The sequence below is a fragment of the Streptomyces olindensis genome (assembly GCF_040645895.1).
GTDB classification, from domain to species: domain Bacteria; phylum Actinomycetota; class Actinomycetes; order Streptomycetales; family Streptomycetaceae; genus Streptomyces; species Streptomyces olindensis.
Genome location: NZ_JBEYZD010000013.1, coordinates 40,348 through 66,941, shown reverse-complemented (window position 1 = coordinate 66,941; position 26,594 = coordinate 40,348). Strand labels below are relative to the sequence as shown.

At 71.4% G+C, this 26,594-nt stretch carries 22 protein-coding genes; 10 read left to right on the top strand and 12 right to left on the bottom strand.

Going from position 1 to position 26,594, the window contains the following annotated elements:
* Positions 1-60: 60 nt before the first annotated feature.
* Together ABZ948_RS10780 and ABZ948_RS10775 are read right to left on the bottom strand one after the other, a co-directional pair.
* Positions 61-669, bottom strand: coding sequence for a DUF1349 domain-containing protein (locus ABZ948_RS10780; RefSeq protein ID WP_359758572.1), 609 nt, complete (start codon positions 667-669; stop codon positions 61-63).
* Between the two features lie 100 nt (positions 670-769).
* Positions 770-2,299 (bottom strand): aldehyde dehydrogenase (NADP(+)), encoded by a 1,530-nt coding sequence (locus ABZ948_RS10775; RefSeq protein WP_359758571.1) that lies wholly within the window; start codon positions 2,297-2,299, stop codon positions 770-772.
* A 132-nt stretch (positions 2,300-2,431) separates the two neighbouring features.
* On the opposite strand from ABZ948_RS10775, the gene ABZ948_RS10770 reads away from it, so the two are divergent.
* The 6 genes from ABZ948_RS10770 (at position 2,432) to ABZ948_RS10745 (ending at position 8,235) form a co-directional block, all read left to right on the top strand.
* Positions 2,432-3,205, top strand: a complete 774-nt coding sequence (locus ABZ948_RS10770; RefSeq protein WP_031117296.1) for an IclR family transcriptional regulator — start codon at positions 2,432-2,434, stop codon at positions 3,203-3,205.
* A 4-nt stretch (positions 3,206-3,209) separates the two neighbouring features.
* Complete coding sequence (locus tag ABZ948_RS10765) at positions 3,210-3,680, top strand: GNAT family N-acetyltransferase (protein ID WP_359758570.1); 471 nt, start codon at positions 3,210-3,212, stop codon at positions 3,678-3,680.
* A gap of 125 nt (positions 3,681-3,805) precedes the next feature.
* Complete coding sequence (locus ABZ948_RS10760) at positions 3,806-4,807, top strand: hypothetical protein (RefSeq protein WP_359758569.1); 1,002 nt, start codon at positions 3,806-3,808, stop codon at positions 4,805-4,807.
* Positions 4,804-6,063: a sensor histidine kinase gene (locus ABZ948_RS10755; RefSeq protein ID WP_359758568.1), complete on the top strand. Its 1,260-nt coding sequence runs from the start codon at positions 4,804-4,806 to the stop codon at positions 6,061-6,063. The genes ABZ948_RS10760 and ABZ948_RS10755 overlap by 4 nt, the downstream gene beginning before the upstream one ends.
* On the top strand, positions 6,060-6,722 hold the full coding sequence (locus ABZ948_RS10750; RefSeq protein WP_359758567.1) for a response regulator: 663 nt from the start codon (positions 6,060-6,062) through the stop codon (positions 6,720-6,722). Before ABZ948_RS10755 ends, ABZ948_RS10750 begins: the two co-directional genes overlap by 4 nt.
* 55 nt (positions 6,723-6,777) lie before the next feature.
* Positions 6,778-8,235 (top strand): peptidoglycan D,D-transpeptidase FtsI family protein, encoded by a 1,458-nt coding sequence (locus ABZ948_RS10745; protein WP_359758566.1) that lies wholly within the window; start codon positions 6,778-6,780, stop codon positions 8,233-8,235.
* Between the two features lie 69 nt (positions 8,236-8,304).
* Here the strand turns inward: ABZ948_RS10745 and ABZ948_RS10740 are convergent, their stop codons facing one another.
* Positions 8,305-9,762, bottom strand: a complete 1,458-nt coding sequence (locus tag ABZ948_RS10740) for an NCS2 family permease (RefSeq protein ID WP_359758565.1) — start codon at positions 9,760-9,762, stop codon at positions 8,305-8,307.
* 269 nt (positions 9,763-10,031) lie between these two features.
* On the opposite strand from ABZ948_RS10740, the gene ABZ948_RS10735 reads away from it, so the two are divergent.
* The 3 genes from ABZ948_RS10735 (at position 10,032) to ABZ948_RS10725 (ending at position 12,415) form a co-directional block, all read left to right on the top strand.
* A complete protein-coding gene (locus ABZ948_RS10735) occupies positions 10,032-10,631 on the top strand; it encodes a SigE family RNA polymerase sigma factor (protein WP_031117305.1) in 600 nt (199 codons plus the stop codon).
* Positions 10,628-11,497, top strand: a complete 870-nt coding sequence (locus ABZ948_RS10730) for a hypothetical protein (protein WP_359758564.1) — start codon at positions 10,628-10,630, stop codon at positions 11,495-11,497. The genes ABZ948_RS10735 and ABZ948_RS10730 overlap by 4 nt, the downstream gene beginning before the upstream one ends.
* Before the next feature lie 84 nt (positions 11,498-11,581).
* Positions 11,582-12,415, top strand: a complete 834-nt coding sequence (locus tag ABZ948_RS10725) for a pectate lyase (protein WP_359758563.1) — start codon at positions 11,582-11,584, stop codon at positions 12,413-12,415.
* Positions 12,416-12,628: 213 nt separating this feature from the next.
* Here ABZ948_RS10725 and ABZ948_RS10720 read toward each other — a convergent pair whose 3' ends face one another.
* Entirely contained in the window at positions 12,629-13,783 is a 1,155-nt protein-coding gene (locus ABZ948_RS10720) for a right-handed parallel beta-helix repeat-containing protein (protein WP_359758562.1), read from the bottom strand.
* A gap of 232 nt (positions 13,784-14,015) precedes the next feature.
* Between ABZ948_RS10720 and ABZ948_RS10715 the strand changes: the two genes are divergently transcribed.
* Positions 14,016-16,223 carry a glycoside hydrolase family 43 protein gene (locus ABZ948_RS10715; protein WP_359758561.1) on the top strand — a complete coding sequence of 736 codons (2,208 nt, stop codon included), beginning with the start codon at positions 14,016-14,018 and terminating at the stop codon, positions 16,221-16,223.
* 3 nt (positions 16,224-16,226) lie between these two features.
* Here ABZ948_RS10715 and ABZ948_RS10710 read toward each other — a convergent pair whose 3' ends face one another.
* From ABZ948_RS10710 to ABZ948_RS10675, 8 genes are all read right to left on the bottom strand, one after another.
* The gene (locus ABZ948_RS10710) at positions 16,227-17,384 is read right to left on the bottom strand and encodes a dienelactone hydrolase family protein (RefSeq protein ID WP_359758560.1); all 1,158 of its coding nucleotides are present in this window, start codon (positions 17,382-17,384) and stop codon (positions 16,227-16,229) included.
* Entirely contained in the window at positions 17,371-18,606 is a 1,236-nt protein-coding gene (locus ABZ948_RS10705) for a pectate lyase family protein (RefSeq protein ID WP_359758559.1), read from the bottom strand. Before ABZ948_RS10705 ends, ABZ948_RS10710 begins: the two co-directional genes overlap by 14 nt.
* 22 nt (positions 18,607-18,628) lie before the next feature.
* Positions 18,629-19,657: a pectinesterase family protein gene (locus ABZ948_RS10700; protein WP_359758558.1), complete on the bottom strand. Its 1,029-nt coding sequence runs from the start codon at positions 19,655-19,657 to the stop codon at positions 18,629-18,631.
* Positions 19,658-20,785, bottom strand: a complete 1,128-nt coding sequence (locus ABZ948_RS10695) for a pectinesterase family protein (protein WP_359758557.1) — start codon at positions 20,783-20,785, stop codon at positions 19,658-19,660.
* 115 nt (positions 20,786-20,900) lie between these two features.
* The gene (locus ABZ948_RS10690; protein ID WP_359758556.1) at positions 20,901-22,211 is read right to left on the bottom strand and encodes a pectate lyase family protein; all 1,311 of its coding nucleotides are present in this window, start codon (positions 22,209-22,211) and stop codon (positions 20,901-20,903) included.
* A gap of 39 nt (positions 22,212-22,250) precedes the next feature.
* Positions 22,251-23,045, bottom strand: a complete 795-nt coding sequence (locus tag ABZ948_RS10685) for a rhamnogalacturonan acetylesterase (RefSeq protein WP_359758555.1) — start codon at positions 23,043-23,045, stop codon at positions 22,251-22,253.
* Positions 23,046-23,163: 118 nt separating this feature from the next.
* Positions 23,164-24,525, bottom strand: coding sequence for an ABC transporter substrate-binding protein (locus ABZ948_RS10680; protein WP_359758554.1), 1,362 nt, complete (start codon positions 24,523-24,525; stop codon positions 23,164-23,166).
* Between the two features lie 49 nt (positions 24,526-24,574).
* Complete coding sequence (locus tag ABZ948_RS10675) at positions 24,575-26,566, bottom strand: pectinesterase family protein (protein ID WP_359758553.1); 1,992 nt, start codon at positions 26,564-26,566, stop codon at positions 24,575-24,577.
* Between the last annotated feature and the right edge of the window lie 28 nt (positions 26,567-26,594).

Below are 26,594 nucleotides of genomic sequence, written 5' to 3'. Positions count from 1 at the left end.
CAGCGTTAGCACCGGGGGGCAGCGGGGGCTCCGGGAGTTCCCCCCAGGCCCCCGTAGGGTTCAGCTGCCGTCCCTCAGATCCTTAGGCCAGTCCGGCCGGAACTCGATGTGGTCGTACGTCACCACGCAGCCCTCCCCCATCGGCGACTGGGTCATGAAGCCGACCAGGGCCGCGCCCGTCTCCTTCTCGTCGCCGAGGGTGAAGAGGCGGACGAAGGTCCAGCGTTCTCCGTCGCGGGAGGCGTGGAAGGCGAACGCGCGGCCGGTGCGGCTCACCCGGAGCCAGACGGAACTGCCGTCGACGGCGAAGGAGTTGGCGTCGTCGGAGTACCCCCGGGTGACGACCGTGCAGACGGTGGGGACGTCCGGGGAGTACTCCAGGCAGAGCTTCGCCCAGGCCCGCTCCCCCACGTGGACGTAGAGCACCCCGGCGTCGAAGGCCGCGCCGAACCCGACGGTGACCTTGGCGATCAGCTGGAAGTCCCCTTCGGGCGCCCCCAGCAGCCGCGGCGCGTCCGAGGCGGGGTCCAGCCCCTCCCCGGTGGGCGGCACGAACCGGTCCTGCCGCGCCCCGGCCCACCCGGTGAGCACGCCGTCCTCGTAGGACCAGTGCGCCTCGGGCCCGTAAGCGCGCAGGGCGAAAGGAAGTTCGGGAAGTTCCAGTTCCATTCGACCGAGTCTCCCAGCTCCGACCTCGAGGGGCGCGGGGAACTGCGCGATCAACCACAACGAACCCGCGGCCGGCAGTCCACCCGCACCCCTATGGCGCTTACCGCTCCAACTGCCCGTTGAACCTGCGAGGCAGCCCGAGCGGGTTCTCGTCCCGCAGCTCGGCCGGCAGCAGCGCCTCGGGAGCGTTCTGGTACACAACCGGCCGCAGCCACCGCTCGATCGCCGTCCCGCCCACCGACGTGGACGTCGACGTCGTAGCCGGGTACGGCCCGCCGTGGTGCTGCGCCGGCGCGACGGCGACACCCGTCGGCCAGCCGTTCACCAGCACACGTCCGGCCAGCGGCGTCAGCTCCTGCAGCAGCTCCGCGCCACGGCCCTCACCCGCCGCCTCCTCCTCGGACAGCTGCACCGTCGCCGTCAGGTTGCCCGGCAGCCGCGACAGGACCGCCTTCACCTCGGCCTCGTCCTCGTAGCGGGCCACCACGGTGACCGGCCCGAAGCACTCCTCCAGGAGCAGGTCGTGCTCGCCCTCCGCCGCCAGCCTGCTCGCCGGAACCGTGAGGAAGCCCGCGCTGACGGTGTGCTCGCCGCCCGCGCCCGGCGTGACCGGGGAGTCGACGTCGGGCAGCCCGGCCCGCTCGGCGACGCCCGCGACGAAGTTGTCGCGCATGCGGTGGTCGAGCAGGACCCCGGCGTCGGTGTCGCTGACGGCGTCGGTCAGCGACTTCAGCAGGGCGTCACCGGCGGCGCCGGACGGTGCGAGGACCAGGCCCGGCTTCACGCAGAACTGGCCGACGCCGAGCGTCATGGAGCCGGCGAGACCGGAGCCGATCGCCTCGGCGCGCTCGGCGGCCGCGGCCTCGGTGACGACGACCGGGTTCAGCGAGCCCAGCTCGCCGTGGAAGGGGATCGGCACCGGACGCGCGGCCGCCGCGTCGAACAGCGCGCGACCGCCGCGCACCGACCCGGTGAAGCCGGCCGCCGCGACCAGCGGGTGCTTGATCAGCTCGACACCGGCCTCGAAGCCGTGGACCAGGCCGACGACGCCCTCGGGGATGTCGTGCCGGGCGGCGGCGCGGCGCAGCATCTTGGCGACGTACTCGGACAGGGCCGGGTGGTCCGGGTGGGCCTTGACGACGACCGGGCAGCCGGCCGCGAGGGCGCTCGCGGTGTCGCCGCCGGCGACGGAGAAGGCGAAGGGGAAGTTCGACGCCGAGTAGACGGCGACGACGCCCAGGGGCACCTTGTAGCGGCGCAGGTCCGGGATCGGCGGGGTCGCGGTGTCGTCGGGGTGGTTGATGACGACGTCGAGGAAGGCGCCCTCGTCGACGATGTCGGCGAAGGCCCGCAGCTGGTAGCAGGTGCGGGCGAGCTCGCCGGTCAGGCGGACCGGGCCGAGCGCGGTCTCGGCGTCGGCGGTCTCGACGAGTCCGTCCTTGGCCGCCTCCAGCTCCTCGGCGGCGCTGCGCAGGAAGGCGGCGCGGACCGTGCGGTCGGCGAGGGCGCCGCGCACCTCGTGCGCGGCGCGGACGGCGGCGTCCACCTCCTGGGCTGTGGCCTCCACCGCAACCTGTTCACGCTGCTTCCCGGTTCGGGGGTCGACACTCCAGACTGGTGCTGCTGCCACCGCGGGTCCCTCCACACATGTAATGCCGCAGTACTGGGTCATCCACCAGGCACGTTCGATATACTGAACGCTGTCTCTGATGATGAATATGCTGTGGAGACTATTTCCCGTCGAACGAAGGGGTCAAGGGCGATGTCGGCTGGCGAGACGGGCGGCGGGGCGCAGGTCAAGTCCGCGGTAAGAACGGTTGAACTGCTCGAATACTTCGCCGGGCGTCCCGGTATGCACTCCCTGGCCTCGGTCCAGGAGGCCGTCGGGTACCCCAAGTCCAGTCTCTACATGCTGCTGCGCACCCTGGTCGAGCTGGGCTGGGTGGAGACGGACGCGACGGGCACACGGTACGGCATCGGCGTACGGGCCCTGCTGGTCGGCACGTCGTACATCGACGGCGACGAGGTCGTCGCGGCGGCCCGGCCGACGCTGGACCGGCTCTCGGACGACACGACGGAGACGATCCACCTGGCCCGGCTGGACGGCACGAACGTCGTCTACCTCGCCACCCGCCAGTCGCAGCACTACCTGCGGCCCTTCACCCGGGTCGGCCGCCGGCTGCCCGCGCACTCCACGTCCCTCGGCAAGGCGCTGCTGAGCACGTACTCGGACGAGCAGGTCCGCAAGATGCTCCCGGAGACGCTGCCGGCGCTGACGGAGAACACGATCACCGACCGGGAGAAGCTCATCGAGGAGCTGCACCAGGTCCGTGAGCAGGGCTTCGCCGTGGACCGGGAGGAGAACACGCTGGGGCTGCGCTGCTTCGGCGTGGCGATCCCGTACCGCACGCCCGCGCGGGACGCGATCAGCTGCTCCGTGCCGGTGGCCCGGCTCACGCCGGCGCACGAGCAACTGGTGAAGGACGCGCTGTTCGACGCGCGGGACCGGCTGACCCTCGCGACCCGGAGGCTCTGAATCCATGGAGGTCGTACTCCGACCCGTCCACGACAGCGACCTGCCGGTCTTCTTCCGGCAGATGAACGACCCCGAGTCCCTGCACCTGGCGGCCTTCACCGCTAAGGACCCCGCCGACCGGGCCGCCTTCGACGCCCACTGGGCGAGGATCCGCTCCTCGTCCGACGTGGCGCGGACCGTCCTGGCCGACGGTGACGTCGTCGGCCACGCGGCGGTGTACGGGGTGCCGGGCGAGCGCGAGGTGACGTACTGGGTCGACCGCGCCTACTGGGGGAAGGGCATCGCCACGGCGGCCCTGCGGGCGCTGCTGGCCGAGGTGCCCGAGCGTCCGCTGTACGCCCGGGCGGCTTCGGACAACGCGGGGTCGCTGCGGGTGCTGGAGAAGTGCGGGTTCCGGGCCGTGGCCACGGCCCGGGGCTACGCGCGGGCCCGGGACGCCGAGATCGACGAGACGGTCCTGCGCCTGGAGGGCTGACCGCCTTCCCCGTCTCGGCTCCTCGGTCCCGGCTCCTCCCGGTCCCGGCTCCTCCCCCGTCCGGCGGAGGCGGATCGTCGTCCCGCAGGAGGTGCCGCCGGTCGCCCCCGCGGGAGCCTGATCGCATGCCTCAGTCGATCGCTCCTGCCGTCGCTCCGCCGCCCGCCGCCGGCCTCGGCCGCACCCGGCGGCTCCTGCGTGCCGTCGCCGTCCTCGCCTGCGTGCCGTATCTCGCTCTCAAGGCCGCCTGGATCGCCGGGAGCCGCGTCGGCATCCCCGAGGGCAGTCCGCTGCTCGACGACCGCCTCGCCGTGGCCGTGATCAACGGCGTCTCCGTACTGCTGGACAGCGCGGTGATCGTGCTGGCGCTCGTGCTGACCCGGCCGTGGGGGCTGCGGGTGCCCGCGTGGCTGCTGGCGTTCCCCGTGTGGGTGGCGACCGGGCTGCTCGCGCCGATCATGGCCGGGTTCCCGGCGCAGCTGGTGGTGCGGGCGTTCGCCGCGGCAGAGCCCCCGGGGCGGGACGCCTTCCTGGACGAGTGGGTGTTCGCCCTCGTGTACGGCGGGTTCATCGTCCAGGGGCTCGCGCTCGGCGGTCTCTTCGTGCCCTACGCCCGCGACCGCTGGGGGCACCTGTGGCGCGGCCGGGTGGGGGACCTGCCCGTCGGCGTCCTCGGGCCGGCGCACCGGGCCCTGGCCGTGGCGGCGGCCGTGTTCGCCCTGCTGCCCCTCACCCTGCACGCGCTGTGGGCCTGCGGCGTCACCGCGGGGCTCAGCGAGGGCAGGGCGGCGGAGCGGGGCGGTGACTTCTACGTCCTGGAGGCGGTCTACGTGGTGTTCCTCCTCGCGGCCGTCACCGGCGGCGGTCTGCTGGCCTTCCGGCGCGGGCGGGCCCTGTCGGTGTCGGTGCCGCTCGGTCTCGCCTGGGTCGGCTCCGGGGCCGTGGCCTGCTGGGGCGGCTGGCTGTCGCTCGCCTCGCTCGGCGGTGTCGAGAACATCGCCGACCGCCCCACGCCGCTGATGAGCCTCGCCTACGCTGTCCAGATGCTCGTGGGCTTCCTGGTCGCCGCCGTCGGCGCCTACTCCTTCGCGGAGCGTTCGGCCGGGGCCGTGCGGCGGGCGGCGTGAGGGACCGCGTCCGGTTCCTGCTCGGGCGGCGGGCCCGGCAGCGCTGGATCCACCTCGTCCTCGGCGGCGCGCTCGCCATGCCGTACTTCCTGGTCGGCTCGGTGATCCTCGGCCCGGTCACCGGCTCCACGGACGTCTTCGGGTCCTTCCCCCTCCAGCTCGCCTCGTTCGGTGTGGGCCTGCCGATCGCCGCCGTCACCTCCCTGTTCCCGCTGACCCGGCCGCTGGAGTCCGCCGCCGCGCGCTGGCTGTGCGGGGTCGCCGCGGACCGGCTCGCCCCGGGACCGGCCCGGACACGGGACGAGAAGGGCCGCACGGCGGCCTGGTTCACCCTGCACCTCGGGCTCGGCGGGATCATCGCGGGGATGTCGCTGGCCCTGCCGCCGTTCGCCGCCGTGCTCATCGCGCTGCCCCTCTTCGCGGGGCTGCGCGGCACCCGGCTCGGGCTGCCCGAGGTCCTCGACCACATCTGGGCCCTGGCGCTCGCCCCGGTCGTGGGGGTGGCGTCGCTCGTCGCCCTCGCCGGCTGCGCGGCCGGCTGCGGAGCGCTGCTGGCCCGCTGGGCGCCCGCCCTGCTCGGTCCGTCGCCCGAGGACCGGCTCGCCGCCGCCGAGGCACGCGCCGCCGACCTGGCCGTACGCAACCGGCTGGCCCGGGAGCTGCACGACTCGGTGGGCCACGCCCTGAGCGCGGTCATACTCCAGGCGAGCGCGGCCCGCCGCGTCCTCGACTCCGACCCGGAGTTCGTCCGCGAGGCCCTGGCCGCCATCGAGGACACGACCCGGCGCACCGTCGGCGAACTCGACGCCGTCCTGGGCGTGCTGCGCGAGGGCGACGCCCCCGGCACGGCCCCGGCGCCCACCCTCGGCGCCGACCTCGACGGCCTGCTCTCCCGGACCCGGGCGGGTGGCGCGCGCGTGACCGCCACGGTCGACGCCGACCCCGAGGCGCTGCCGCCGCTGCTGTCCCGCGAGGCCTACCGCATCGTGCAGGAGGGGCTGAGCAACGCCCTCAAGCACGCGGGTGAGCGGGTGGCCGCCGAGGTGCGGATCGCGGTGGCGGGCGGGGACCTGGAGATCACCGTGGAGAATCCGGTGACCGGCCCCGCGCCCTCCCGCCCCGGCGGCGGCCACGGACTGCGGGGCATCGCCGACCGGGCGCGGCTGCTGGGCGGCACCGTGACGGCGGGAACCGCCGGACCGGCCGGGGACATCTGGCGACTGTACGTACGCCTGCCGATGAAGGGACCCGCATGACCAGCCCGACGCCGATCCGTGTCGTCCTCGCCGACGACGAGCGCATGGTGCGCACCGCGCTGCGCGCCATCCTCTCCGCCGAGCCGGACCTTCAGGTGGCGGGCGAGGCGGCCACCGGTGCCGAGGCGGTGTCGGTCGTCCGGGACGTGCGGCCGGACGTCGTCCTCATGGACGTCCGGATGCCGGAGATCGACGGCATCCGCGCCACCGAGCAGATCCTCGCCACCCTGGACGAGCCGCCCCGGATCGTCGTCGTGACGACGTTCGAGAACGACTCCTACGTGTACGACGCGCTGCGCGCGGGAGCCGCCGGGTTCCTGCTGAAGCGGGCGGACGCCGACGCGCTCGTGCAGGCGGTCCGGCTGGTGGCGCGCAGCGACAGCCTGCTGTTCCCGGCGGCCGTCCGCACGCTCGCGGCCGAGCACGCCCGCGCGCACCCGGCGCCGCCCGCGTGGGTGGCGAAGCTCACGGCACGCGAGGGGGAGGTGCTGCGGCACATGGCGCGGGGGCTGACCAACGCGGAGATCGCGCGCCGGATGGAGGTCGGCCCGGCCACGGTGAAGTCGCACGTGGCGGCGGTGCTGGCGAAGACGGGGACCCGGGACCGCACGCAGGCGGTCATCGCCGCGTACGAAGCGCGTTTTCTGAACGGCGGATGAGAAAACCGGACGGGAGGGAACGATCCGCCCGGCCTCACTCGTCCTCCTGTTCGGAATGAACAAGACGATCAGGCGCGCATCGGTCTTCACGCTGCTGCTGGTGTTGGCCCTGCTGGGCAGGGCGACCTGGGTGCAGTTCTACGAGGGCCAGGCGCTCGCAGACGACAAGGACAACCGGCGGAACGCCATAGAGACGTACTCGGCGCCGCTCGGGAACATCATCGTGGCCGGCCGGTCGATCACCGGCTCGGCGCCGACCAAGAACAGCGACCTGAAGTACAAGCGCACGTACACGGACGGCGAGCTGTACGCGGCGGTGACGGGATACGCGTCGCAGGCGTACGCGCCGACCCAGCTGGAGGGCATCTACACCGACCTCCTCAACGGCACGGACAGCCGGCTGAAGTCCGTGCTGGACACGCTCACCAACCAGCGGGCCGACCCGGGCAACGTGGTCACGACGATCGACCCGGACGTGCAGAAGGCGGCGTACGACGCGCTCGGCGACAAGAAGGGCGGGGCCGTCGCCATCGACCCGAAGACCGGGAGGATCCTGGCGGTCGTGTCGACGCCGTCGTACGACCCCTCGTCGCTGACGGACGCCAACACCGCGGGCACGGCCTGGAAGAAGCTCACCTCCGACCCGGAGAAGCCGCTGGTCAACCGTGCGCTGCGGCAGCCGCTGCCGCCCGGCTCGACGTTCAAGCTGGTCGTGGCGGCGGCCGCCCTGGAGGACGGGCTGTACTCGTCGGTCGACGAGCGGACCGACAGCCCGAACCCGTACCCGCTGCCGGGCACGAGCCGGTCGCTGGACAACGAGAACCCGAGCGCGCCGTGCGCGAACGCCTCGATCCGGGTGGCGTTGCAGTACTCCTGCAACAACGTCTTCGGGAAGATGGCCGTCGACCTGGGCCAGGACAAGGTCAAGGCGATGGCCGACAAGTTCGGCTTCAACGACGACGAACTGGACGTGCCGGTCCGGGCCTACACGAGCGTGTACCCCTCGGACATGTACCCCTCGGAGACGGCCCTGACGGGCATCGGCCAGTTCGACGTCACCGCGACCCCGCTCCAGATGGCGATGGTGTCGGCGGCCATAGCCAACGGCGGCAAGCTGGTCTCGCCGCACATGGTTTCGCAGATCACCAACAGCGGCGGCGATGTGCTGCAGAACTACGACGACGAGGCGGGCACGAAGGAGATCGTCTCCTCCTCGACCGCCGAGCAGCTCCAGTCGGCGATGCGGACGGTCGTGGAGAAGGGCACGGGCACGAACGCCCAGGTGCCGGGCGCGACCGTGGGCGGCAAGACGGGTACGGCCCAGCACGGCGAGAACAACAGCCAGGTGCCGTACGCCTGGTTCACCTCCTACGGGAAGTCCGGCTCGTCGGGCAAGGAGGTCGCGGTGGCGGTCGTGGTGGAGCAGTCCGACGCGGCCCGCTCGGAGGTCAGCGGCAACGGCCTGGCGGCGCCGGTCGCCAAGGCGATGATGGAAGCCGCGCTGAAGGACTGAACCTCCGACGCCCGCACGGCGTCTGTACAGATGGGCCGCCCCCTTCCCCCCGGGGGCGGCCCTTCCGCGTTACTTGGCCCCGAGGAGCTGCTCGATCGGGTCGATCGCGAAGTACACGACGAACAGGGCCGAGGTGGCCCACAGCAGCCAGTGCACCTCCTTGGCCTTGCCGAGCACGGCCTTGATGACGACGTAGGCGAGGAAGCCGGCGCCGATGCCGTTGGTGATGGAGTAGGTGAACGGCATCACGGCGATGGTGAGGAACGCGGGGATGGCGATGTCGTAGCGGTCCCAGTCGATGTGCTTGACCTGGGTCATCATCAGGAAGCCGACGGCGACCAGGGCCGGGGCGGCGGCCTGGAGCGGGACGATGGTGAGCAGCGGGGTCAGGAACAGGGCGAGGGCGAACAGGCCGCCGGTGACGAGGTTGGAGAAGCCGGTGCGCGAGCCCTCGCCGACGCCGGCCGCCGACTCGATGTAGGAGGTCGCGGAGGAGGCCGAGGCCGCACCGCCGGCGACCGCGGCGGCACCGTCGATGAGCAGGACCCGGCCGAGGTTCGGGACCTTGCCCTCCTCGTCCAGCAGGCCCGCCTCGGCGCTGACGCCGACGACCGTGCCCATGGTGTCGAAGAAGTCGGACAGGATCAGGGTGAAGACCAGCAGGACGACGGTGATGACGCCGACGCCGGGGGCGCTGAAGGCACCGAACAGGTCGAAGTCGCCGAGGAGTCCGAAGTCGGGGGCGTCGACGAGCTTGTCGGGCCAGGAGGGGGTGGTCAGGCCCCAGCTCTTGATGTCCGCGAGGGAGTTGATCACTACGGCCAGCACGGTCATGGTGACGATGCTGATCAGGATGGCGCCCTTGACCTTGCGGGCGAGCAGGCCGATCGTCAGCAGCACGCCGAGGCAGAAGACGAGCATCGGCCAGCCGGTGAGGGTTCCGGTGCCGCCCAGCTGGACGGGGACGGTGGTGTTGGCGGCGTCCGGGATGCGGCTGACGAACCCGGCGTCGACGAAGCCGATGAAGGCGATGAACAGGCCGATGCCGACGCTGATCGCCTGCTTGAGCGGCTGGGGTATGGCGTGCATGACGGCCTCGCGCAGGCCGGTCACCACCAGTACGCAGATCAGCAGGCCCTCCAGGACGATCAGGCCCATGGCGTCGTCCCAGCTCATCAGCGGGGCGATCTGGAAGGCGACCACGGCGTTCAGGCCGAGTCCGGCGGCGAGCGCGAGCGGCAGGTTGCCGGCGACGCCCATGATGATCGTCATCACGGCGGCCACCAGGGCGGTGGCGGTGGTGAGCTGGACGGCATCCAACTGGTGCCCGAACTTGTCCTTGGCGCTGCCCAGGATGATGGGATTCAGGACAAGGATGTAGGCCATCGTGAAGAAGGTGGCGAAGCCGCCGCGTATCTCACGGCCGAAGGTGGATCCCCGCTCGGAGATCCGGAAGAACCGGTCGACGCTGTTCACCGGGGGTGGTGCGGCGGTCGGCCGGTCGGCCGTCTGCTGCGGTTCGGACATGGCGCGTGCTCCTTGATGCCTGGGTGATCGGTGTGCGGATGCTGGCTGGATTGTTCCCGCGTTGAACCCCGTTCAGGTTTTCGCCGTGTTACGGAATCAGAGTCCGGCCCGCCATACGCCGTTCGAAGCTCCGTACGAACCATCCCGAGATCGCTGCTACGCTTCCGGATCTCGTCCGGGCCTCCCCCGGATGATCACATGTCATCTACATGACACTCACGGGCACCCCGGCCGGGAGTGCCCGAAGCCGCTGCGAGGAGAGGTCGCCCGTGGGCACAGTCGTCGACGACGCCGCCTCCGTGGAGTTCCACGCCTTCTTCGAGCGCCATTACGCCGAACTGTCCCGTCTGGCCTATCTGTTGACGGGCGAGTCGGACACCGCCGACGACCTGGCGGCGGACGCGTTACTGGCGCTGTGGCACCGCTGGGACCGGGTGCGCGCGGCCGACCACCCGGCGGCCTACGCCCGCGGTGTGGTCGCCAACCTGGCCCGCACCCGGATCCGCAGTGCCGTGCGGGAGCGGCGGCGCATCGCCCTGTTCTGGTCGCAGCGCGAGGAGAACACCGAGAACCCCGACGTCGCGGGCGTGGTCGACGTCCAGGAGGCGCTGCGCAGGCTGCCGTTCCGCAAGCGCGCCTGCGTGGTGCTGCGGCACGCGTTCGACCTGTCGGAGAAGGACACCGCGCTCGCCCTCGGCGTCTCGGTGGGTACGGTGAAGAGCCAGACCTCGAAGGGAATGGCCGAACTCCAGCGGTTGCTGGGCACACAGGGTGTGCCGCAGCGGATGCACGCGGCGGTGGGCGCACCCCGTTGCGCACCCGCCGTGGAAGGCTTGCGCACCGGTGAGGGCGGAGGGAGGGACCGATGACCATGCGGCGGGACGTGCACGAGGAGCTGCGCTCCCGGCTGCACGCGGCGGCCGGGGGCCACGAGCCCGACCGGGAGCGCATCCTGGCTCGGGTCGAGCGCGGCATGGCCGGTCCCGCCACCTCCGGCCACCGGGCGACGCGTCCGCCGGTGTTCGGCTGGATGCGGGTGGCCGGTGCGACGGCCGCGGTGGCGAGCGTGCTGGCGGTGGGCGGTTACGCGGTCGCGTCCGCGGTGAAGGAGGAGACGGCCCCGCAGCAGCAGGAGGTGGCGACGCCGCCGACCCCCACACCGTCGCCGGAGGCGACGAGCCGGCCGCCCGCGCCGCCGGTGGATCCGACGCCGAGCAGCCCGCCGGAGCGGCGCGAGTCCGCTCCGCCGCCCTCCAGGACGCCGAGTCCCTCCGCCCCCGGGCGGACGCCCGCCGCGACCGAGGACGGGCCGCTGTGGTCGGACGGCTCGGTCGACCCGCACAGCAACGACTTCTGGGCGCAGAGCAACATCACCCTCAAGACCCGCGCGCGACTGACCGCCCTGACGGTGCGGTTGCGGGTCGCGCAGACCGGCGGGGTCTCCGACGCGGGCGCCTGGCGCTCCCTGCCGGAGAACGACTTCACCCTCACCGTCGCGGAGCAGGACGGCTTCCTCGTCTACACCTGGACCCTCAAGGAGGGCCGCACCGTGCCGGCGGGCGAGTGGGTGTTCGCGGGGCAGTTCGACCACGACCGCGGCGGCCGCGACGCCGGCGCGGACCGCTACACGGTGACGGCCGCCGCGGGTGCGGAACGGCTGTCCGTGGGGGGCGGTTTCGCCGCCGTGGACAAGGACGGGGAAGCCACCGGGGAAGACTCCGGGGACGACTCGTGAAAAAAATCTGAAGGGCGGCAACCCTTTCCTCACCGGTGACGACCACCAGGCGCAAGAGTCACCACCCAGTTGAGGAATCGGTACATGACTGCACCAGCAGAACAGCGCGTCCGCCACCGCCGCAGCGTCACCAAGCGGCGGGCGGTGATCGCCGGGATGTCGGCCTTCGGCATCACGGGAGCGGCGATCATCACGACGTCGATGCTGTCGACGGCGGGCGCCGCGTCCTCCTGGCCCGCGGACAAGGGCAAGACGCCGGTGTCGAAGACCATCCCGGTCTCCGGTGTCCGCGACGGCGGGATGAAGATGTTCTACGGCACCGGCGCGCTCGGCGGCGGCAACCAGGACGAGGGCCAGGACCCCATCTTCGAGCTGGCCGACGGCGCGGTCCTCAAGAACGTCATCATCGGCACCCCGGCCGCCGACGGCGTGCACTGCAAGGGCAGCTGCACCCTGCAGAACGTCTGGTGGACGGACGTCGGCGAGGACGCGGCCAGCTTCAAGGGCAAGTCGTCCTCGGCGGTGTACAAGGTGATCGGCGGCGGCGCGAAGAACGCCGACGACAAGGTGCTGCAGTTCAACGGCGCCGGCACGCTGAACGTGTCGGGCTTCCAGGTGCAGAACGCCGGCAAGCTGGTCCGCTCCTGCGGCAACTGCAAGACGCAGTACAAGCGCACGATCGTGCTCAGCGACATCGACGTCACGGCCCCGATGAACTCGATCGTCGGCGTGAACGCCAACTACGGCGACACGGCCACGCTGTCGAAGATCCGCGTCCACGGCGACAGCAAGAAGAAGATCAAGACGTGCGTGCGCTTCGAGGGCAACAACACGGGCAAGGAGCCCAAGGAGCTGAAGCCGGCCGGCCCGGACGGCAAGACCTGCAAGTTCAAGGCCTCGGACATCAGCTACCAGTGACGCCGCGGCACATGTGAGCTCCGGCCGGACCGAAACCCCCCTCGGTACGGCCGGATGCCGGATGTCCGGGCCCCCAGTCGGACTCCCGGCACCCCGACCCTCCGGAGCCCCCCTCCGGACGGTCGAGCAGCCCTGGCCGAGCCCCCCTCGGCCGGTCGGCAGGACGCCCCCGCCGGTACCCACCGGCGGGGGCGTCGTCGTGCGGCGGCGCGTCTAGTTCATCGTCGAGCCCATGGTGGTGGAGCCGGTCGTCAGGAACGTGGTCGCGGGGACGGAGCCGTCCGCCTTGCGGGCCCCGTAGGCGCCGGTGGCGTCCGTGGACCTGAAGGGCGGGGTCGCGACGCCGCTGTCCCAGTTGTTGCCGGCGGAGACCGCGGCGGAGCCCAGCTCGGCGCGGCCGGCCCGGTCGCTCACGGCGAGGTTCCCGCCGAGGCGGGCCGCACCGGTGGCGAAGTGGAAGCCCTTCCCGGCGTTGGCGTACGCGGTGTTGCGGTGCAGCGTGAGGGCGCCGGGGTTGGAGTTCCCGGTGAAGCCGTGCCGTGTGTTGTCCCAGGCCGCGTTGTCGTCGACGACGTGGGCGGCCGAGGCGCCCCCGCCGCCCAGTTCGAAGCCGTTGCCTCGGCCCTCGGAGGCGGCGTCGTCCGAGCGGTCGGGGCCGTTGCCGAAGGCCCAGGAGTGCTCGATGGTGACCGGCGAGGAGAACTGCCACAGGTCGAGGCCGTCGTCGGCGTTGTCGTACAGCCGGGCGCCGGTGATGCGGTTGCCCGTGCCGGAGCCGAACTTCACGGCGATGCCGTCGGCGTTCCGGCCGTGGCCGGCCGGGTCGTGGTTGCCGTGGCTGTCCAGGTTCCGCACGAGGTTGCCGGTGGTGCCGTCGCCGCGCAGGGTGAAACCGGAGTCGCCGTTGTCCGCGGTGACGAGGTTGTGGAAGACCCCGCCGACCGAGGAGGTGGCGACGAATCCCTCGGCCGGGGCGTCGGCGAAGGTGAGGTCCCGGACGGTCCAGTAGTCGCCGTCGATGGCGGCCAGCCGGGAGCCGGCCGGCAGCTCGGAGCCGTCGATCCGCACCTGCTCGCCCTGGTGCGCCCGCAGGGTGATGCGCGCCGAACTCGTGCCGTTCGCGCGGGACTCGAGGGTCGCGGTCGGGTGGTAGGTGCCGCCGCGGACCTGGATGGTGGTGCCGGCGCCGGCGTTCCGCACGGCCGTTTCGAGCTGGGCCGTGGTGGAGACGGTGACGGTCGTGGAGGCGGCCCGCGCACCGCCGGTCGTCAGCCCGAGGCAGAAGCCGCCCGCCCCCGCGGCACAGGCCACCGCGGCGGCGATGGAGAGCGTGCGGGTGCTGCGGTGGCGTCCGGTGCTGAGCAGCACGGAGCGGTCCTTTCCTAGGGAGTCGGGGAGGAAACGGCTCGGAGGGGCCCGCTCCGGCGCGTTTCGACCACCAGTCGCCGCCGTGCGGAAAAGGGTTGCCGCCGAGGCGTCGATGTTCCGAAAGTTTCGGAACGACCGGCCTCGTGCACACCCGTTGACGCCTTGCTTCCCTCCGGTGACACTCCGAGGGCCGCCATCCAACAGAATCCCCCATACTCCGACAGGAAGTGTCATGCGCCCCCGCACGCTCCTGCTTCCGTTCCTGGCCCTGACCGGCCTCCTCATGACCCTCCTCACGGCACCGCCGAGCACGGCAGATCCCGGAGCACCACCCGTGAAGCACTCCAAGTACGCCGGCTACCTCTTCGCCTACTTCACGGGCGAGGGCACCGCCGACGGCGAGCAGATCCGCTACGCCCTCAGCCGGGGCAACGACCCGCTGCACTGGCGTGAACTGAACGCCGGCAAGCCGGTCCTGACCTCGACGATCGGAGAGAAGGGCCTGCGCGACCCGTTCGTGATCCGCTCCCCCGAGGGCGACAAGTTCTTCCTGATCGCCACCGACCTCAGGATGTACCAGAACTCCAGCGGCAGCTGGGACCAGGTGCAGCGGCACGGCAGCAAGTCGATCATGGTGTGGGAGTCCACCGACCTGGTCAACTGGACCGACCAGCGCCTGGTGAAGGTCTCCCCGGACAACGCGGGCAACACCTGGGCCCCGGAGGCCTACTGGGACGACGAGCTCGACGCGTACGTCGTCTTCTGGGCGTCGAAGCTGTATGCCGACGACGACCCGGAGCACAAGGGCGACACGTACAACAAGATGCTGTACGCGACCACGAAGGACTTCCGCACCTTCAGCGAGCCGAAGATCTGGAACGACCCCGGCTACTCGGTGATCGACTCCACGGTCGTGAAGTACAAGGACGAGTACTACCGCTACACCAAGGACGAGCGGGACCCCAGCTCCTCCAGCCCCTGCTCGAAGTTCATCACCGGGGAGAAGTCGACGTCCCTGACCTCGACGAAGTACGACTTCGTGGCCGACTGCATCGGCAAGGGCGCGATGGACCGCGGTGAGGGCCCGACGGTGTTCAAGTCGAACACCGAGAAGAAGTGGTACCTGTTCATCGACGAGTACGGCGGCCGCGGCTACATCCCCTTCGAGACCACCGACCTCGCCTCCGGCAAGTGGACCCCGTCGACGGACTACCAGCTCCCGGCGAGCCCGCGGCACGGCACGGTCCTGCCGGTGACGCAGCAGGAGTACGACCGCCTGCTGGCCGCCTACCCGGCGACGCCCACCTCGGTCGTGGACGCGACGGCGAAGCACCAGAAGGGCTACGCGATCGTCACGGACAGCGCCTCGAAGGTCGTCCTGCCGATGGAGCCCGACGCCGATCTGCGGGGCCTCGCCCCGAAACTGTGGGTCGGCGAGGGCGCCACGCTGAGCCCGAGGTCCGGTACCCGCCGCGACTTCCGCACGCCGCAGACGTACACGGTGACGGCGGCCGACGGCACCAAGCGCACCTGGACGGTGGAGGCGGTCCGCACCCGCAGCCCCATGCTGCCGGGCCTGAACGCCGACCCGGACGTGCGGTACCTGAACGGCCGCTACTGGATCTACCCGACGACGGACGGCTTCCAGGGCTGGAGCGGCACCAAGTTCAAGGCGTACTCGTCGAAGGACCTGGTCCACTGGAAGGACCACGGCGTCATCCTCGACCTGGGGCCGGACGTGACCTGGGCCGACAAGTACGCCTGGGCGCCCGCGATCGCCGAGCGGAACGGCAAGTACTACTTCTACTTCTGCGCCGAGCAGCAGATCGGCGTGGCGGTGGCCGACTCCCCCGCCGGCCCCTTCAAGGACGCGCTCGGCAAGCCGCTGGTCGCCAAGGGCGGTGCGCTGAAGGGCCAGATGATCGACCCGTCGGTCTTCACGGACGACGACGGCAAGGCCTACCTGTACTGGGGCAACGGCCACGGGTACGTCGTCCCGCTGAACGACGACATGGTGTCGTACGACGCCTCGCAGGTGCAGGACATCACCCCGGCGAACTTCCGCGAGGGCTCCTTCGTGATCAAGCGGAAGGGCACGTACTACTTCATGTGGTCGGAGGACGACACGCGCAGCGAGAACTACCACGTGGCGTACGCGACGGGACCGTCCCCGCTCGGCCCGTGGACCAAGCGCGGCACGATCCTTGAGAAGCGGCCGGAGTACGGCATCCTCGGCACCGGTCACCACTCGGTGGTGAACGCCCCCGGCACCGACGACTGGTACGCCGTCTACCACCGCTTCGCCCTCAACGGCCCCGGCCGCCCGGGCGGCGACGGCATGCACCGCGAGACGACCATCGACCGCATGGAGTTCGCGGCCGACGGCACCATCAAGCCGGTGATCCCGACGCTGGAGGGGATCAGGCCGGTACGGCGGTGAGCCTCACAGGACGTCGTCGAGCCAGCTGAAGACCTCGTCCTGCATCCGGTCGGTGAAGACGTGGCCGAGCTCCGGCCACGTCTTCAGCCGTATCCGGTCCTCGGCGTTCCGCGCCCGCCAGACGGCACGCAGCTTGTCCTGGGCGACCCGTACGCCCTCGGCCGGGAACAGCGTGTCGAGACCGCCGTGGAAGAACAGCATCGGCCGGGGGGCCGCGATGCTCGCCACGTCGGGGATGTCGAGGTGCCGGGCGAGCCCGGGGTGGAGCATGTAGTAGGCCGACTGCCCGCGCAGCGTGTTGTTGCCGGGCACCATCATCTCCTTCAGGCCGGTCATCCAGCAGACGCTCGCGGCGGCCGCGACGTGGTCGCTGAGGGCGGCGGTCTGCCAGGCGCGGTAGGCGCCCATGGAGAAGCCGACGGCCGCGACCCGCCGGGCGTCCACCCGGTCGAGCCCCGCCAGGAAGGCGGCGGCCCGCTCGTCCTCCCGGGCCATGAGCCCGGCGAGCGAGGAACCGAGGTTGAGGAAGCTGGACGCCAGGGCCTGCTGCTGCTCGTAGGCGAGGGGCCCGCGGTCGCCCCAGCCGAGCGCGTCCAGGCACAGCACCACATAGCCCCGCCGGGCCAGTTCGTCGCCGACGAACCGCCCGCTGAAGTACTTGTCGGCCCAGGCCGAGGCGGAGGCGAGGCGGGTGTCGTCGTACCAGGGCCGGACGAGTTTCTCCTTGCCGATGTCGAACCGGGCGCCGTGGTCGTGCAGGAGCAGCACGGCCGGGAAGGGACCGCGGCCGTGCGGGGTGAGCAGGGCACCCCGCACGCGCTCGTAGCGGGTGAGGGAGACGGTCACCGACTCCCGGGTGAAGCCGTCCCCCGGGGAGCGGTCGCCGAACTCCGGCGCGTACGGCGTGCGGTCCTGCCGCTCGACGAGGAGGTGCTCCTCGACCACGGCCCGGGCGGCACGCCGCCAGGCGCGGAAGTCACGGACCGGGGAGCGGCCCCAGGCGAGCGGGAAGGTCAGGGCGTCCTTGAGCGCCGGGTGGAAGTCGGGCAGCGGGCCGTCGACGACCGCCGCCTCCGCCCCGCTCACCGCTCCCCCCGCCAGCAGGGCCGCGCCGGCCCCGACCACGAACCCGCGCCGTCCCAGCGGCTCATGGGCGTCCATCCGGCCTCCCCGCTCCGGCGTGCCGCAGCACGTACCGCTCGACCGCCGACGCCGACGCCAGGGCGCGGTGGTCGTACACGTCGGCGGGGTCCCAGCCGACGTCGCTGTCCAGGCCCAGTCCGCTCGCCACGGCGTCCAGGCGGGCGGGCCGGCCGTTGAACCAGGAGCCGGTGTCGTGGAACCGCTCGCCCCCGTACGCGGCGAGGGCGACGGACGGTCCGGCCCCCGGGTACCGGAAGACGTTGCGCTCGGAGAAGAGCGCGGACTCCACGCCGACGCCCAGGGCGTAGAGCGGGGTCCGTCCCCGGTGGACGTTGTTGACGACGTGCACCTGCCCGAAGCGGACGCGCGGGGCGCGCTGCGCGATGCCGTCGAAGAGGTTGCGGGCGAAGGTCACCTTGAGGTGCCCCCGGTCCCGGTCGCCGCGCCCGTCGCCCGAGCCGACCAGGATCGCCTTGTCGTGGTCCTCGAACCGGCTGTCGGAGACGGTGACGAAGTCGGAGCCGTCCTCGATGTCCAGCAGTCCGTCGTGCCGCTGCACGCGCTCGCCGTGGAAGCCGAGGGGCGCCTCGCGGTCGGGGAACCGGCCGTCGGTGAAGGTGCAGTGGTCGATCCAGAGGTGCTTGCCGGTGATGACGGTGAGCGCGTCGAAGCGGGCGTTCCAGCTGCCGCGAGTCCCGTCGGCCGGGGACCAGCTGGTGAAGTGGTCGACGGGTGCCTCCAGGCGCAGGTTGCGCACGATGATGTTCCGGCCGGTGTTGACGGTCAGGAACACCCCGAGCAGCCGGGCGTCGCGGCCCACGCCGACGAGCGTGGTGTTGCTCGGCACGGTCAGCTGGATCTGCGCCTTCTGTCTGTTCGACCCGGTCTGGCGCAGGTGCCGCTGCTGCTTGCAGTGGTCGAAGCGGGTGTCGGACCAGGCGGAGCCGTCCTCCCCGAAGCAGGACATGTACTTGCGGAGGTCGTAGCCGGGCGCGTAGTCCTGCTCGCCGAGCAGGGAGCCGTCGTCGCTCTCGTGGCCGTCGATGTCGCCGACGACCCGGATCACCTTGGGCGCGGTGGGCTCCCCGCCGTTCGCGAGGGCCTCCTTGAGCTCGGCGCGCGTGTCCACCGTCCAGGTCCGGCCGCCCGCCCCGCCGCTCGTGCCCGGGCCCGTCGAGGCCCAGCCGACGGGCGCGCGTTCGGCGGCGGAGGCCGGCGGGGCGGGCCAGAGCAGACACACACCCAGGAGGAGAGCGGCGGCCCTACGCACAGGGCCGCCAGTCGCCGAGATAGGTCTCCTTGGTGTGCGACCGGGCCTGCTCGGCGGTGAGCTGGGGCCGGTTCTCCGGCACGGAGACGGCGGCCCCCGGCCCGGTGTTGCGGTACTCGGCGAACCGCATCGACTGCCAGGGGTGGGCCTCCCGCATGTTGGTGTACGGGGCCACCGCGTCGATGCCCGGCCCGATCCGGGTCTCGCGCACGACCAGCGACGGCCGGGCCGTGGTCTCGTACGACGGCACCCAGGGCCGGGCCAGCTTGTACGCCCCGTCCTCGGCGCCGGAGGTGACGCGGCAGCGGACGGCGAGGATGCCGTGCGGGTTCGCCCGGGCCGTGGAGGGGGCGAACACCATGCCCTTGGGGGTGAAGTCCACGTCCCGTGCCAGGGTGCGGAAGTGGCACTCCTCGAACACGGCCGTCGCCCGCCCGAAGACGAAGTCGACGTCGCCCTGGATGTGGCAGTGCCGGAAGTACTGCCGGTCGAAGGCGTCCAGGGCGGTGGTGTCCACGAAGAGGGTGTCCTGGTGGGCCAGGAGCCGGACGTTCTCGAAACGGGTCCGGTCGCCGTACGTGTACGCCGCCACGGCCTGCGTTCCCGTGATCTCGGGGTGGTCGGCGCGCAGCCAGTCGTTGGCCAGGGTCAGGTCGCGGACGGTCAGCCCGGGGGCCGCCGAGGTGAAGGTGGCGGAGCCCGCCGTCCCGTAGGTGCCCGAACCGTCCGGCCTGGGCGTGCCGTTGGCGTTGTCGTACACGATGACGGTGTCGCGGGGGTCCCGGGTGAGACCCCGGAGGGTGAGCCCGGCCGCCCGGGCCGGGACTTTCACCACCTCGCGGTACGTCCCCGGGTGCACGACGATCGTCCGGCCCGGCCCGTCCACCGCGTCCACCGCGGCCTGGACGGAGTCGCCCGGCCGGACGTGCAGGACGCGGCGGTCGGCCGCGGCGAAGGCGGGTGCGGCACCGGCGGCGACCAGTCCGCCGGCGAATCCGGTGAGCAGGGTGCGCCGGTGCATTCAGCAGACCTCCTTCCACGGCTCCCAGTCGCCGAGGTGGGCGGCGCGGGTGGCGGAGCGGGCCTGTTCGGCGGTGAGTTGGGGGCGGTTCTCGGGGACCGTGATCCGGGCGCCCGGGCCGGTGTTGCGGTACTCGGCGAACCGCATCGACTGCCACGGGTGGGAGTTCGACATGTTGGCGTAGGGGGCGGCAGCGTCGATGCCCGGCCCGAGCCAGGTGTCCCGGACGGTGAGCATGGGCCGGGCGGTGGTGTCGGAACTGGGCACCCAGGGCCGGGCCAGCTTGTGGAAGCCGTCGGGGGCCTCGCTGCTGACGCGGCTCCTGGTCACCAGGTAGCCGAGCGGATTGGCCCCGGCGGTCGACGGCGCGAAGACGAAGCCGTACGGGGCGCCGGACAGGTCGGTCCGGTCCAGGGTCCGGAAGTGGCAGTGCTCGAAGACGGCGGTGCCCCGGCCGAAGACGAAGTCGACGTCGCCCTCGGCGTAGCAGTGGGCGAAGTACTGGCGGGCGAAGGTGCCGAGGGCCATGGAGTCGGCGTACAGGGTGTCCTGGTGGCCGAGGAACCGGCAGTGGTGGAAGGCGGACCGGTCGCCCTGGACCTTGAGGGCGACGGCCTGGGTGCCGGTGATGCCGGGGTGGTCGGCGCGCAGCCAGTCGTTGGCGAAGGTGATCCGGTGGGCGGTGAAGCCGTCGGCCTGCAGGGTGGTGGTGGCGGAGCCGGTGGTGCCGTAGCTGCCGCCGCCGGGCTTGGGGGTCCCGGCCGCGTTGTCGTAGACGATCACGACGTCCCGGGGGTCCTCGCTCGCCCCGATCCAGGTCATCTCGGTGCGGGTCCGGTCGACGGCGACGGTCTGCCGGTAGACGCCGGGGGCGATGACGAGGGTGTACCCGCTGCCGTCCGCCGCTGCCACGGCGTCCCGGACCGTGGTGACGTCACCGGCGCCGCCGGGGTGGACGTACAGCGTCTTGGAATCGAGCCGGGCGGCCGGTGAGCCGTAGCGGCCGAACGGGCGCGGGCGGGCGGCGGCCCGCGCGGGGCCGGGGGCGAGGCCGAGGGCGGCGCCGGCTGCGGCGCCGGCGACGAGGAACCCGCGGCGGGAGAGGGGACGACGGTGCTGCGAGAGCATGCGGCTGCTCCTTCGCGGTGCGGCTGGTGCGGGGTGAGGGAGGGCCGGGGCGGGCGCACCCCGGGGCGGGGGTGCGATGCGGGCCGCCCCGGCCCTGTTTCAGGAGCGGGTCAGATCAGCACAGGCGTCCGGCGCCCGCCCGGGCTCCGACGATGCCCGGGACGGCCTTCGCGGGATCGACGCCCGCCCGCAGGGTCGGGGTCCAGCCCGCACCCGACTGGAGCGTCTCGCCGGGAATCTCCGCGTTGTGCACGGCGATCAGGTCGACGGCCTTGCCGCCCACGACATTGCCGTTCGCGGTGACGGGCGCCTCGCTCCACTTCTTGAGGATCTTCGCCGGGCTGATGCCCTGGGCCAGCGTGAACGCGTTGTGCTCGGCGACGAGCCGGGACTCCTTGCCGATGCCGAAGACGTAGCCCCACTTCTGGCCCTTGGTGACCACGAAGTGGTTGTTGTACGAGTCGACCTGCCCGAACCGCACCCGCGGGGCCCGCTCGACGATGCCCTCGAAGCGGTTGTGGTGCAGCGTGACCTTGAGTTTGCCCGTGTCGTCGGCGGTGGCGCTGTCGCTGTTGCCGATCAGCATGGTCTTGTCGTGGTCCTTGAAGGAGTTCCAGGACACGGTCACGTGGTTGGAGCCGCGCACGACGTCGAGGAGCCCGTCGTGCTGCTGGAAGACCTTCCCGAAGTAGGAGGGCAGGGAGCTGTCCGGGTAGCGGCCGTCGGTGAGCGTGTTGTGGTCGACCCACACGTGGGTGGAGCCGTAGACGACCATGCCGTCGTACTCGGAGTTCCAGGCGCCCGTCTTGTTGTCGTCGGTCGGGTCCCACTGCGGGAAGCAGTCGACCGGCGCCTCGAAGGTGAGGTTGCGGACGATGACGTTGTCGACGCCCTTGATCTGCAGGCTGCCGCCGAGGATGCCCGATCCCTTGCCCACGCCGATGATCGTGGTGTTGGCGGGCACGTTGGCCTTGATGGCCTTGTCCTGGTTGGCGGCGGACGCGGCCCGCAGGTCCTCCTGCTCACCGCTGACCGGCTTGTCGTGTCCCCAGACGGCGGGGTCGTAGGCGGCGAGGTACTTCTGGAAGTCGTACCCCTCGGCCGCGAAGGCGTCGCAGCCCTCGGAGACGGCGTCGATCATCCCCTTCACCTTGATGATCTTGGGCGCGGACCCGCCGTCCTTCAGGGCGGCCCTGAACTGCTCCCACGTGGTGACCGTGTAGACGTGCTCGGCGTCGGCCGCGGCGCCGCCGGTGGTCCCGGTGCCGTACGCGCCCCACCCGTCGCCGGCCCCGAGGGTCTGGCGGGCCACGTCCCGCGGCTGGGCCTGTGCGCCGGTGCCGGTCAGGGACAGCACGAGCGCGGTGCAGCCGGCCAGCACGACGGCTCTCGCAATGGCATGATCATGACACTTCTGAACGTTCATGGTGCGGCTCTCTTCTCTCGTCGGGGACGGTGCTCTCCGCTACGCGGCGGCTTCCGGCCAGGTGATCCAGGACTCGGGGATCCGCTCGTCCAGCCGCCGCAGATCACGCGGCCCGAGCACCCTGGTCCGCAGCAGCTCCCGCGCCACGAGCCGGGCCACCTCGATGGCTCCCGGCGGATTGAAGTGCGTGTTGTCCTGCTCGGTCGGGGTCCAGTTGAAGTACGTCTTCGTCTGCTCGGGCCCCAGCTCCTGCCACCGGGCGAGCGACAGCGCCTGGGTGTCGAGCAGCGCGACCTGCTCCTCGGCGGCGAGCGCCCGCATGGCCGCCGGGTACTCCCCGTGCGTGGGCAGGGCCTTCCCGGCGGCGTCGAACCTGCGCCGCTCCACCGAGGTCGCCAGCACCGGCCGCGCCCCGCGCGCCCGGGCCCCCTCGACGTACATCCGCAGATGGTCCTGGTACGTCGTCCAGGGCTCGGTGTAGCGCGCCGGGTCCTCCTTCTTCGCGTCGTTGTGGCCGAACTGGACGAGAAGGAAATCCCCGGGCCGTATCACGGAGAAGACGGCGTCGAGCCGCCCCTCGTCGACGAAACTCTTCGAACTCCGCCCGTTCACCGCGTGATTGGAAACCACCAGGTCCTTGCGGAGAAAGAACGGCAGCGCCATTCCCCACCCGGTCTCGGGCGCGGCATCGGCGTACTTCTGGGCGGCGGTGGAGTCACCGGCGATGTGGAGGGTGCGGCGACGGCGGCCGGTGGCGTAGGCGGTACCGGTGGCGGCAAGGGCCAGCGGGACGGAAGCAGCCACGGCGGCCATCTGTCTTCTGCTGAGGGACACGCAGAGTTCCTTTCAGGAGAGGGCGGGAGATGCCCTAGGGGCGCGGGGAACTGCGCGACAAGCCAGGGACGGCCCGCAGCCCGCACACCACAGGCCGTCCCACGGCGAGACCCGGCAATCAACTGTTCTGCTGGTTCCACTCCTCCTGCGCGGTGTTCAGCTGCTCAGCCATCGTGTCCAGGAATTCCTTCGCACTCATCTTCCCGAGCAGCACCTTCTGGAAGTTCGGCTCGTTGTCGGCCTTGGAAATGGTGTTCCAGTCGGGCAGGTAGTACGGCAGCTGCACGATCGTCGTCGTCCCGTCCGACAACGCCTGCGCCGCCAGCTTCGTGGGCTCGGCCTTCGCGATCCACGCGTCCTGCGCCGCGTCCGTGTTCGACGGCACCTGCCCCGCCGCCTCGTTGAACTTCGAGTTCTCCGCCTTGGACGTGGCGAACTCGATGAACTTCCAGGCGGCCTCCTTGTTCTTCGAGCTCTTGAACAGCCCGATCCCGTCCACCGGGTTGGAGACCTGCACCCGCTTCCCACCGGGCCCGGTCGGCTGCGGAATACCGCGGAACTTGTCGGACCCGAGCGCCTTCACATGGTCCTGGTACGAGCCGAGATTGTGGTTCAGCATCCCGATCGTGCCGGAGTCCCACTGCGCGACCATCTTGGTGAAGTCGTTGTTGAGGTCGGCGGCCGGGGTGACCGTCTTGTACAGCTTCGCGTACTTCTCCAGCGCCGCCACGTTCTTCGGGTCGTTGACCGTGGTCTTGTCACCGCTGGAGTCCCAGAACGAGGTGATGCCGGACTGCCCGTACATCGCGTCCAGCGCCTGGGCGATGGACCCCGCGCCGCCCCGGATGGTGTAGCCGAACTCGTTCTTGCCCTTGTTCGTGAGCTTCTGCGCGGCCTCGAAGAACCGCTCCCAGGTCGTCGGCTCCTGGAGCCCCGCCTTCTTGAACAGGTCGGTGCGGTAGTACAGCACACCGTTGTTCGCGGAGGTCGGGATCGAGTACAGCTTGTCGTCACCGCCGCCGGCGGCCTTCAGCGACTCGACCATGTCCTTGTTGAGCTTGCCGTTCAGCGACGACTTGGCGAGCCGGTCGTCGAGCGGCTCCAGCGCGCCCTGCGCGGCGAACCCGGCGAGCATCGCCGCACCCACACCGCCGACGTCCGGCAGGCCGCCGCCCTGGAGGGCGGTGTCGACCTTGGACTGGTACTCGGTGGAGGCGATGCCGACGTACTCGACCTTGATGTCCGGGTTGGCCTTCTCGAAGTCGGCGATGACCTCCTTCCAGATCTCGGTGCGGACACCGCCGTTGTTGTCCCAGAAGACGATCTTGCCCTTGCCGCTGCCCTCCGAGCCCTTGTCGCCGCCCGCCCCGCTGCCGTCGTCGCCGCAGGCGGTCGCGGTCAGCGCGAGCACGGCCCCCAGGGCGACGGCGGCCGACGTCCGGCGCCCGCCTCTGCTGCTGGTTCGATTGCTGATCTTCATTGGTCGGCTCTCTTCTTCCGGATCCAGCGAACTGTGTGGGTGTGGGGGGTCAGTGGTGGGCGTGGGGTGCCCAGTCGTCCGTGCCCTTCAGGTAGGCGGCGACGGTGTGGGACCGCGCCTCCTGGTGGCTCAGCTGCGGACGGTCGGCGGTGACCGTCGCGCCCGCTCCGTGGTTGCGGTACTCGGCGAACCTCGCGTCCTTCCACGAGAACCCGCTCATGTCCGTCCACGGAGAGCTCTTGATCGCGGCAGGCAGTTCGGTGTCCCGGATCAGCACCTGGCCGATCGCGTCCGGTTCGCCGCCCGGGTGCCAGGGCCTGCCGAGGTGGAACGTCCCGGCGGGGGCGTCACTGACGATCCTCGACCTGGTGATCAGGAACCCGTACGGGTTGCCCTTCCAGGTCGAAGCCGCGGTGATGTAGCCGTTGTTGGTGTCCGAGCCCCGGCTCAGCGCCCGGATCACCGACCGCTCGATCACGGTGGTGGCCCGTCCGTAGACGAAGTCGACGTCGCCCTCGATGTAGGAGTCGCGGACGTAGACCCGGCTGACGGTGGTCAGCTTGGGGCTGTCGGTCATCAGCGTGTCCTGGTTGCCGAGGAACGCCGTGTCGTCGAAGACGATCCGGTCGCCGGTCGTCTTCATCGCCAGCGCCTGCTCGCCCTTCAGCTCGTGCGCGGCCTCGTCGAAGTCGTTGCTGAAGGTGAGGTGGCGTGCCGTGACGTCGTTCGCGGCGATCCGGACGGTGGCGCTCCCCGTCGATCCCCCGTACTCGGCGGGCGTGTCGAAGACGATGACGGTGTCGGAGCGGTGCCGTCCGGTGCCGCGCAGCTCGATGTGCGGCTTGCCCGCCGGGATGAGCACCTTCTCGCGGTAGGTGCCCGGCGCGACGGCGATCCGCACCGGCACGTCGTTGCCGTCGGGCACGGCGTCCACGGCGGCCTGCACGGTCGGGTAGGCGCCCGGGACGTGCAGCGTGACCGGCCCGCCGATCCGCTTCTGCGGTCCGGAGAACCGCTTCACCAGCGCGGGGACGGCCGCGGCCGGGTCGAGCCGGTAGGCGTAGAACGCGCGCGGGTCGAACGCCGTGCCCCACGCGTCGTGCCGGCCCGTCGTGTTCCTCAGGACCGACCCGCGCTGCACCAGCTCGGCGGTGGCGTCGGCCTGGTAGGGGTGCTGCACGCCGTCGTAGTAGCTGTTCTCGACGACCATCTTCGTCCGGCCGCGCGCCCAGTTCCCGTACGTCCACACGGGGTCGCCGTCGGACAGCTGCGAGGACAGGTAATTGTTGTAGAGGTGCGCGTAGGCGCAGTTGTCGGCGGACGGGTTGCGCTGCTTGGTGCCCCGGAACCAGTTGTGGTCGACGGTGATCTGGGTCTTGACGTTCGGCGTCCAGCCGATGCCGAAGGTCTTGTTGTTGTCGGTGAACTGGTTGTAGGAGACGGTGACGTACTCGCTGTCCTTGCGGATGTCGAGCTGGCCGTCGCAGATCCGCGAGAACCGTATGTGGTCGATCCACACGTGGTGGGCGGTGTCGAGGCGGATGCCGTCGTAGTCGGTGTCCTTGCAGTCCCAGTTGCCCTCGATGGCCGTGTCGCGGATGGTGAGGTTGCGGATGACGACGTTGTGCGTGCCGGCATCGAGGGTGAACCCGCCGTGGACGATCTCGGCGGTGTCGCTCACGCCGATGATGGTCTTGTCCGAGGCGACGGGTATCTCCGTGCCGAAGGGGTCCATGTCCAGCGATCCCTTGACGCGGATGACGTACGGCTCCTCGGCCGCCGCGTACTTCGCCAGCGCGGCCTGGTCGGTGACGGTGACGACCTTGCCGCCCGCCCCGCCGGTGGTGCCGCCGGCGAGGGAGGCGAAGCCGTGGGGCCGGTCGGTCCAGCGGTCGGCGGCGGGCGCGGCCTGCGCTGCGGGCGCCGCCGCCCGCGCGTCACCGATCGCCCCGAGCCCCAGCGCGGCGACGAGGCCGAGCACGGTGGCCACGACCTTGCCGTGCCCCGCTCTCGGCAAGCGCTTGCTCCGGAAGTGCGTCATTGCGGCTCCCAACAGGCGTACGAGGGTG